We start from the raw sequence: 7,859 nt of genomic DNA, 5'->3' as shown, positions 1-7,859 counted from the left end.
GTTCCATCTAAAACCAGCAACAGATCTTGGCCCTACAAAAATAGGATAATACCAAAACTGTTCTCCATTACTTAACCATATATACGTATTTCGAAATAAACAAAATGAAATCGCACCTGGATCAACAGCAAATGGAGAAGCGGTGGATTGTTGAGGAATAAAAGAAGGAGGAGGAGCTGTTGGAGTTTGTGAACCTTCGTATTCTGGAAAACTTGGTACACTCGAAAAATCTGGCATTCCAGGTATACCTGGAATCTGAGGAATAGGAAATTGACGATTATAATATTGATTATACTGTATATAAGGAACATGTGTTGATTCGTAATACATACAAATCACCCCTTATTATTTTTAAAATTACTTAGGTATATTCATATGTAATAGATGTCTTACCGGAAGCTTGTAGGTTTTCCTTTTCTTTTTTGACAGAGGCTGGTTGGGGGTTTGGGGGCTAGCCCCCATGATCTACGTCATAAAAAAATAAAATAAAAGAAATGTAAGAACGATAGTAAAGCGGTTCGGCACGTATACTTGTAAATCAAGCTGATAGAACAATTTTTCCTTTTTCGTCTGTCGGCTTGGTAAAGACATTACACGTGCCGAAAAATGTTTTGCAAGGACACAATAAAAAAGAAAAAGCGGTAGCTTTTAGGTGAAGATAAACGAACCGACTTTTTTCTTGTGAAGGTGGAGATTTTTGAGTGTTTTTCTCAAAAATACAACCTGTTCCTTGCGGAACTTTTAGCCCTATATATAAGAGTGAGAAGAGTAAAGTGAAGAAAGTCAGTAATACCTGGTAAAAAAGAAATAAAAAAAAGATGTCAATAATAATTGACATCTAAAATAAATAATTATCCTATAGTAAAAATGTTTATTGAAACAGTTGATGACCCTGATACTGCTCCCCCTATTACAATTGGTCCACCACTTACATTTACAAAAGATAATACCGTATTATTAGTTAGAATTCGATTATAACTTAAAGAAAGTTGATTACCAGCCACAATACGTGCACCCTCAATTGATCCTAATGGTCCATTAACTTGTATATTTACTGGGAGCGTTGTATTTTGTGAAGCAAGAGCAATATTTAATGTGATGGAAAATCTGCGATTTGCCCCTTGAATAGTAATTGTACGTGCAGCTGTATCAGCTGTTACACCTACTGACGGTGCTAAAACCCTGGTAAAAGGGATTCTTTCTCCATTTTGAACAGTTATTGTATTTGATTCATACAATGCAGACACAGCTATCGGTGGTTCAACAGACCCAGTTGGCCCTGTTGGACCAATAGAACCTGGTGGACCTTGAATACCCTGAGGTCCTTGAGCTCCTGTTGGGCCACGAGTACCTGGAATTCCTTGTGGTCCCTGAGTTCCTTGTGGTCCTGTTGGACCTTGTGGTCCAGGAGGTCCCTGAATACCTGGGTTACCTTGTGGTCCTGTTGGGCCTTCTGGACCCGGTTCTCCCTGAATACCTGGGTTACCTTGCGGTCCTGTTGGCCCTGGTGTTCCAATTCCTGCTGGCCCTGTTGGTCCTGTTGCACCAGCTCCTGTTGCTCCTGCTGGCCCTGTTGGTCCTGTTGGTCCTGGATCTCCCGGTTCTCCTTGAATACCAGGCACTCCCTGTGGACCATCTGGTCCTGGATCTCCCGGTTCTCCTTGAATACCAGGTACTCCTTGTGGACCAGTTGGTCCTAAATCTCCCGGTTCCCCTTGAATACCAGGAGGTCCCTGAGGTCCTGTTGGTCCTGGATCTCCAATCTCACCTTGAATACCAGGTACTCCTTGTGGACCCGTATCTCCAGCAGGTCCTTGTGGTCCCGGTGGCCCTGTAATTCCTTCTCCTGTTCCAGCAGGTCCTGTTGGTCCTAGTGGCCCAGTGGGCCCCGTTGGTCCTGTTACTCCTGGTTCAAAAGGAGGAAACGCACATGGGAAGGGAATATGATTACAATGATTATGTTTATTAAACTTACTCATCTCTTCACCAACTTTTTTTAAAATTAATTGCAATTAATTGAATAGATACATACTTAATATGATTATGAAAGATAATTGACAATCGTTTGTATTGATACCACTATTTTTCATTTTTTCTGCATAAAATGTTATACAAGATTTTATGCAGAAGAAGAAAAGTAAGAATCCCTAGAATCCCCGCTACATCAACGATGTATAAAATCCTGTATACCAAATAAACAGACAAAAAAAGAAGAATCCCTGTCAATACAAGGATTCTAACAAAATAGTTGCTACCGATAATGTTGCGTTATGTTAACTTGACATGAATAAGATATACAAAATAAAAGTTGAGTAGCAAATAAAAAACGGTTCTTTTTATAGTAAAATTTGTTATAGATGGATAATACAATTAACAAACGAGCCATTTGGAGGCGCATTAAAGGTGCAACCTTTTGTTGCACCTTTAATGCGCCTATAACTATCTTTACTTTAGTCATCCACTTCAACAATACTGAAATAAGAAAGGGCGATAAACAATATGTTTTTTGGGGATAAATTAAAAAAAGAAAGAGAAAAAAAAGGTTGGTCACAGGAGTACCTTGCTACAAAAATACATGTTAGCCGTCAATCAGTTTCAAAGTGGGAAACAGGTAAAAATTATCCCAATATTGGAGTGATTATCGATTTAAGTGATTTATTCGGGATCACAATCGATGAATTATTAAGGAGTGATGGAGAGTTGAAAGAAAAAATAATTCAAGATAGTAAAGGATCGACAGATTTAAATTGGAAATCATACCTTTTAACCAGTTTAGGTATTCTTATAGGGATTGTAATTGCTAGTATGATCAAACATGATGAAATTGATTGGATATCCATTAGTTGGTCAGCAGTTGCAACAGCAGCCTTCTTATACCTTATTTCTCTTCTTTTTCCGCAAGGGAGAAAAAAGAGTAAAACAAAAAAGTAAGTGATAGATTCCACAAACAGTTCCTATTGCTTAATAAGCTTGATTTAAAAAACGATTCCTACTGTTTGTAAAGGAATCGTTTTTTTATTAACTTCCGCTAACGATAATTATGTAAATGAGCTGTCCATATGGGTGGCTTATTTTTTTACTTAGAATGTTTTTGTCTTTTGATTCCCCCTTGTTTTTGGGTGTGAGTGCTGGCTGGGGGTTTGGGGGCTAGCCCCCTGGATCTTAACGTAACTAAATATGGAGTAAGGATTTTACTTAGAACGATAGAACTGGTGGTTCGGCTGGTACAATTGCTAGTCCAAGTCGAGCAACTTAACCCCGTTTTTGGTCTGTTCGGCTTGGCGAAAGCTAAAAACCAGCCGAAAAAAGTTTTGCAAGGACAATATCAAAAAGAAAAGGCGGTAGCCTTAAGGTGAGGATTAACGAACCGACTTTTTGATATTGAGGGTGGAGATTTTTGAGTGATTTTCTCAAAAATACAACCCGTTCCTTGCGGAACTTTTAGCCCTATATATAAGAGTGAGAAGAGCAAAGTGAAGAAAGTCAATAATATCAAGGGTTTATAAAAGGTAGGGTGTCAAAAAAAAGCGACACAGGTGTCAAAAAAAAGTGACACCTAAAAAAAGGTAAATGATAACAAAAAAAAGAACGCAAGAAAATTTTTGCGTTCTTTTAAAATAAATAAATAGGTAATTTATGTTTTTTCTTTCCTTGGTCTTCAACTTTAAAATTTCTTAATGAATCCCTAAAAATATGTTGAGTTGCTTTATCTATTCCATCTTTAGGAGAACAACACATAACATTTGGATTTACAAACCATGTACGGCTAGTACAAACTCGCCCATCTTCAGTTGTAACACCTGATTGTGCAACTGCTAATATTCCCTTTTTTAATAAACCATTCATAACACTAGAAATACTTTGACGAGTCATTTTAAACTTTTCAGCTAGATATGTAGGTGATGCCGGATTATTTGTCTCACGTTCTACGAGAACATTAGTTTTAAACTCTACAGATGAAGTTAATTTGAATAAAAAAGCTTCTTCCTTACTACTCAAATAACCTATTTCAATCAGATAATCTATATTATCCATTATAATTTGCACAAATCTCACCCGATCTGTAGGTTTTTTCTTTTTGCCTATGAAATATTCTTCGCCACCAGACATTTTACTTAACATCTGTAAAAGCATAGCTCTTTCTTCTTCTGAATATCCACCAGTTTGCAATTGGTCATAAATACTATCAATCTTACTATCTCTTAATTTCGCTTTTTTTTCAGCTTGTCCAAAATCTACAACTTTTGTCATAAAATAATTCTCTCCCTTAGTGGAAGGAATCAACTTTTATATGTTAGAATGTATATAGAAAATATATTGGTTGATTCCAACCTTATTATGAAAAACCGCCTCGCCGACCAAAGCTTGGGCGGTTTTTCTCGTTTGTATCTCTTTTTATATAATAACATGAAATATGTTGTTAAAGGTTTCCATCTATTAGAAATCAATTCTCTTTTTCACCATTATTACATCTATCTTTCCATATCAAACCCTCGATGTTTATTCATTTCCTTCTTATGTTCACGTTCAAATTGATTATCAACTCCCTTGCTACCCAATTCATTTTTAACAATCTCTCTAAACGCCTTAAATTGCTCTTTAAAAACTTTTTTCGTTTGTACATATAAAACTCTTATATTCGTCTGCAAACCCCTTATATGAGCTTTTAACGAGCTTATTTCTCTATTTAATACACCAACTTCTTTTTGTAACTTACTTTTTTCTTGTTTCAACGTTCGATTTTCTTTCATCCAGCCCTCTGCATGTGCTTTTAAACTCTCATTCTCTTTCACAAAATCTGTTTCTCTTAAACGCTCATAATCTTTTTTAATAATAACCGCTGCATTCACTTTTTTTGTTAATTCTTGATATTGTTCAGGTGATAACACATAATTTCTTGTCTGTTTCTTCGTGATTTCAGCTTTTCCAAACATTTTATCCTGTACTTCTACTACTACTTCTTTACGTAAAAATGGAATTTTAACAGGTTCATTTGGTACTTGATCTGTAGCACTATCTAATTCTTTTTGTATTTGTTCTACTCTTTTTTCTAACTCTAAATGACGCTGGCCAATTAACTGCAGCTTTTCACTTTCATTCTCTACTTGTTGTTTTACTACCTCTAATTCTTTGTACGTATCAACAACATCACTTTCCAAACTCTTTTTAGCTAATTCTAATTCGTTTGTTTTCTCTTTAACATTTTTTAAATCATAATCAATCGTTTGTAATTGTGTTTCTTTTTCTTGTACTTGATTTTCAATAGTTGATTTTGCTTCTGCATATTCTTTATATTGACGGACTTTCATGTATTTATGGGAACCTATATTAGCACGTTCAAAATTTGGAATGTGTTCTTTCGCTAATTGCTCAATATAAGCTGTTTCCGCTTCTCTCCAATGCGCAATTAACTGTCTTCCCTTTCCTTCGACACCTTGTTGCTGCAAAGCTCTATCCATTCCGACACGCCTCGTTAATCCTCGACTGCTTTCAAAATTGGGTACATAGTTAATATGTAGATGTGGATTGGCTTCATCATCATGTAAAACCATGTTATAAACCGCTAGGTTTGGATTTCTCTCTTGAAAAGCCTCAGCATAGCGCTTTAAAGCTTCTTTTTTAGCTTCCCTATACTTTGGGTCGTCTTTACCTTCTCCTATCGCTACAACGAGTTCTCGTTGCTCATGTGTCTTATCATCTTTATGTACTTTGTTATAGTAGTCATCAATTTTACGATCATTTCGTTTTTGTTTCTCGTTATACTTGTCCACGGCTTCTTGAAAAACATCCTTGTATACACTTCGGATGTCCTTTTGAACAAAATAAATATTCTCATGTAACCTAGCTGGATCAATGCCAGGATTCCCATAAATATTTTCTCTATTATTATGGCTTAATGAACTTTGATGAGATTGATTAAATGAGATAGAACCCAACATAAAGTGCCACCACTTTCCCTAGATTAATTGATACCATCAGTCTAGCAAAGCGACGAAATGATGTCAATTAACGTAACCCTATACGTATTTTGACGCTAACGCATCAAAATCGATAGGGGTCTGCGACGCTTGTCGGCTTCGCCGAACCATGCTTAGCATGGCTAAAAGACCTCGGACTTTGTCCGAACCTACAAGGGGAAATTTTCCCCTTGACCCCATCAATCGAACTCCCCAACCCCTCAATCCTTGAGGGGCTCCCTCGCCGGTTGGCAGGCCAAAACGTTTCCGTTTTGACAATCCAAGAGGGTCTTAGTGTCATGAGTTTGTCAACTCCTTAATGCTCCCTTCGGTCCGCTTACCGTTGACAAACACCTAGTTTTTCTTTTTTATATTTTACTTGCAGGAATCCTTATATTTTTTAGAAATATATAGATAAAAACCAATAGGAGTGGTGTTTTTGAAACAATTCAGAGAAATTTTAATGCAAGGCGCTATACCTATCGGTATAACAGATCAATATGGTATAGCGTTACGCCAATTTGATGAAATACAATATAATCAGCACACCTATTTAATTATCTGGCATCCCATATATGATGAATTTGTTGGTTCTCATGAATCTGGAAATTGGATTCCTTATTCTGACTTACATCATGCTATTTTTATTAAAAACTTAAAGGATTCTTTTTCCTCTCATACATAAAAAATACCTAACAAGAGTGTTAGGTATTTTTACGATACTTTCTAAAGATATTGTACAAACGAAAGTATTTTTATTATAACTCAATCGACTGAAAATTTCATCTTTTAAAACGATAAAATCGAACGCACAGAATGGATTCTGTGCGTTCGATTTTGACAGTTTACTTTATACAGTATACAAAATTATATGTACTTTACACTATATTTGTGATTTTATTTTTTCGAATATAAACAGAGGATATCCTATAATTGCGAAACCTATCAGATTTGCTTCATCTTCGCAAATCATAATTTGCGAATTTTGATGATGCCATAATTTCGTAAAGGGAATTGGCTTTACATGTTAATTGTGTTATATCAATTTGTTTGACAGCCCTAATTTTCATCATGCATTAAACAGTTGTTTAATGCATGATGAAAATTAGGGAAACCTGTTGGATTCCCTAATTTTTTAACACAAAATAATAATTCTATAAGGTGTAGTTTGAGCTGGAATACTCATAGTTGCCATACTATATAAAACAATTACATTTCTATTTGTTAAGTTTCCTGTAAATAATTGTCCATTTGTTAAGATAACTTGTGTATTTGGAGAAAGATTTAATTTTAATCTTCCATCGCTACTTACCAATTGCTCATTAAAATAGTCCACTTTTACATTTTGATGAGACATATATTTTGCCATCACCACCGCTTGAAATTGTGGTGGAAAAATCATAGGAACTGGTACATTCGCATCATAAAACCCTGTTATATTATCTCCTATTTTGACCATTATTTGATCAACAAAATACGTATTTGGTTTTACTACAAAATGTACTTCATTTCCATAACCATTATTTACAACAATTAATTTCATACATCCTTTTTCTTCATTTGCGCCTACATCAAAATCACTTATTTTTGTTATAATTCCCTCAAATGATTGTATTTTTTTCATTCAATCCCTCTTTTATTTCGTATAGAATTAGAGTTTTATACTTATATTATTTTTTAAAAACATGTAAAAGAAATAATCCTTCTTGTATCTACTCCAAACATCGTCCAAAACCTACCGTTCCATCTAAAACCAGCAACAGATCTTGGCCCTACAAAAATAGGATAATACCAAAACTGTTCTCCATTACTTAACCATATATACGTATTTCGAAATAAACAAAATGAAATCGCACCTGGATCAACAGCAAATGGAGAAGCGGTGGATTGTTGAGGAATAAA

At 35.3% G+C, this 7,859-nt stretch carries 6 protein-coding genes and 2 pseudogenes; 2 read left to right on the top strand and 6 right to left on the bottom strand.

Annotated elements, in window-relative coordinates; all coding sequences use genetic code 11:
- A partial coding sequence (locus ASE54_RS26720; RefSeq protein ID WP_057273006.1) for a hypothetical protein occupies positions 1-330 on the bottom strand: 330 nt, incomplete at its 3' end.
- 521 nt (positions 331-851) lie between these two features.
- The gene (locus ASE54_RS26715; RefSeq protein ID WP_004400716.1) at positions 852-1,979 is read right to left on the bottom strand and encodes a collagen-like protein; all 1,128 of its coding nucleotides are present in this window, start codon (positions 1,977-1,979) and stop codon (positions 852-854) included.
- 520 nt (positions 1,980-2,499) lie between these two features.
- Here ASE54_RS26715 and ASE54_RS37650 point away from each other — a divergent pair.
- Positions 2,500-2,730 (top strand): annotated as a pseudogene (locus tag ASE54_RS37650) (helix-turn-helix transcriptional regulator); the annotation flags it as partial.
- An 882-nt stretch (positions 2,731-3,612) separates the two neighbouring features.
- On the opposite strand, the gene ASE54_RS26700 reads toward ASE54_RS37650, so the two are convergent.
- Positions 3,613-4,251 carry a helix-turn-helix domain-containing protein gene (locus tag ASE54_RS26700; protein ID WP_000170180.1) on the bottom strand — a complete coding sequence of 213 codons (639 nt, stop codon included), beginning with the start codon at positions 4,249-4,251 and terminating at the stop codon, positions 3,613-3,615.
- Positions 4,252-4,472: 221 nt separating this feature from the next.
- A complete protein-coding gene (locus ASE54_RS26695; RefSeq protein WP_003259614.1) occupies positions 4,473-5,939 on the bottom strand; it encodes a plasmid recombination protein in 1,467 nt (488 codons plus the stop codon).
- 451 nt (positions 5,940-6,390) lie between these two features.
- On the opposite strand from ASE54_RS26695, the gene ASE54_RS26685 reads away from it, so the two are divergent.
- The gene (locus ASE54_RS26685; protein ID WP_071242697.1) at positions 6,391-6,642 is read left to right on the top strand and encodes a hypothetical protein; all 252 of its coding nucleotides are present in this window, start codon (positions 6,391-6,393) and stop codon (positions 6,640-6,642) included.
- A gap of 450 nt (positions 6,643-7,092) precedes the next feature.
- On the opposite strand, the gene ASE54_RS26680 is transcribed toward ASE54_RS26685, so the two are convergent.
- Complete coding sequence (locus ASE54_RS26680) at positions 7,093-7,581, bottom strand: hypothetical protein (RefSeq protein WP_003259619.1); 489 nt, start codon at positions 7,579-7,581, stop codon at positions 7,093-7,095.
- A gap of 53 nt (positions 7,582-7,634) precedes the next feature.
- Positions 7,635-7,859, bottom strand: a pseudogene (locus ASE54_RS26675) (collagen-like protein); the annotation flags it as partial.

The sequence above is a fragment of the Bacillus sp. Root131 genome, from assembly GCF_001429475.1.
GTDB lineage: Bacteria > Bacillota > Bacilli > Bacillales > Bacillaceae_G > Bacillus_A > Bacillus_A thuringiensis_S.
This window is presented reverse-complemented; position numbering and strand designations above follow the sequence as displayed.

Excerpts from the sequence above, each read along its gene's own strand:
- ASE54_RS26695 (WP_003259614.1), bottom strand. The coding sequence starts at position 5,939 with ATGTTGGGTTCTATCTCATTTAATCAATCTCATCAAAGTTCATTAAGC.
- ASE54_RS26680 (WP_003259619.1), bottom strand. The coding sequence starts at position 7,581 with ATGAAAAAAATACAATCATTTGAGGGAATTATAACAAAAATAAGTGAT.
- ASE54_RS26700 (WP_000170180.1), bottom strand. The coding sequence starts at position 4,251 with ATGACAAAAGTTGTAGATTTTGGACAAGCTGAAAAAAAAGCGAAATTA.
- ASE54_RS26715 (WP_004400716.1), bottom strand. The coding sequence starts at position 1,979 with ATGAGTAAGTTTAATAAACATAATCATTGTAATCATATTCCCTTCCCA.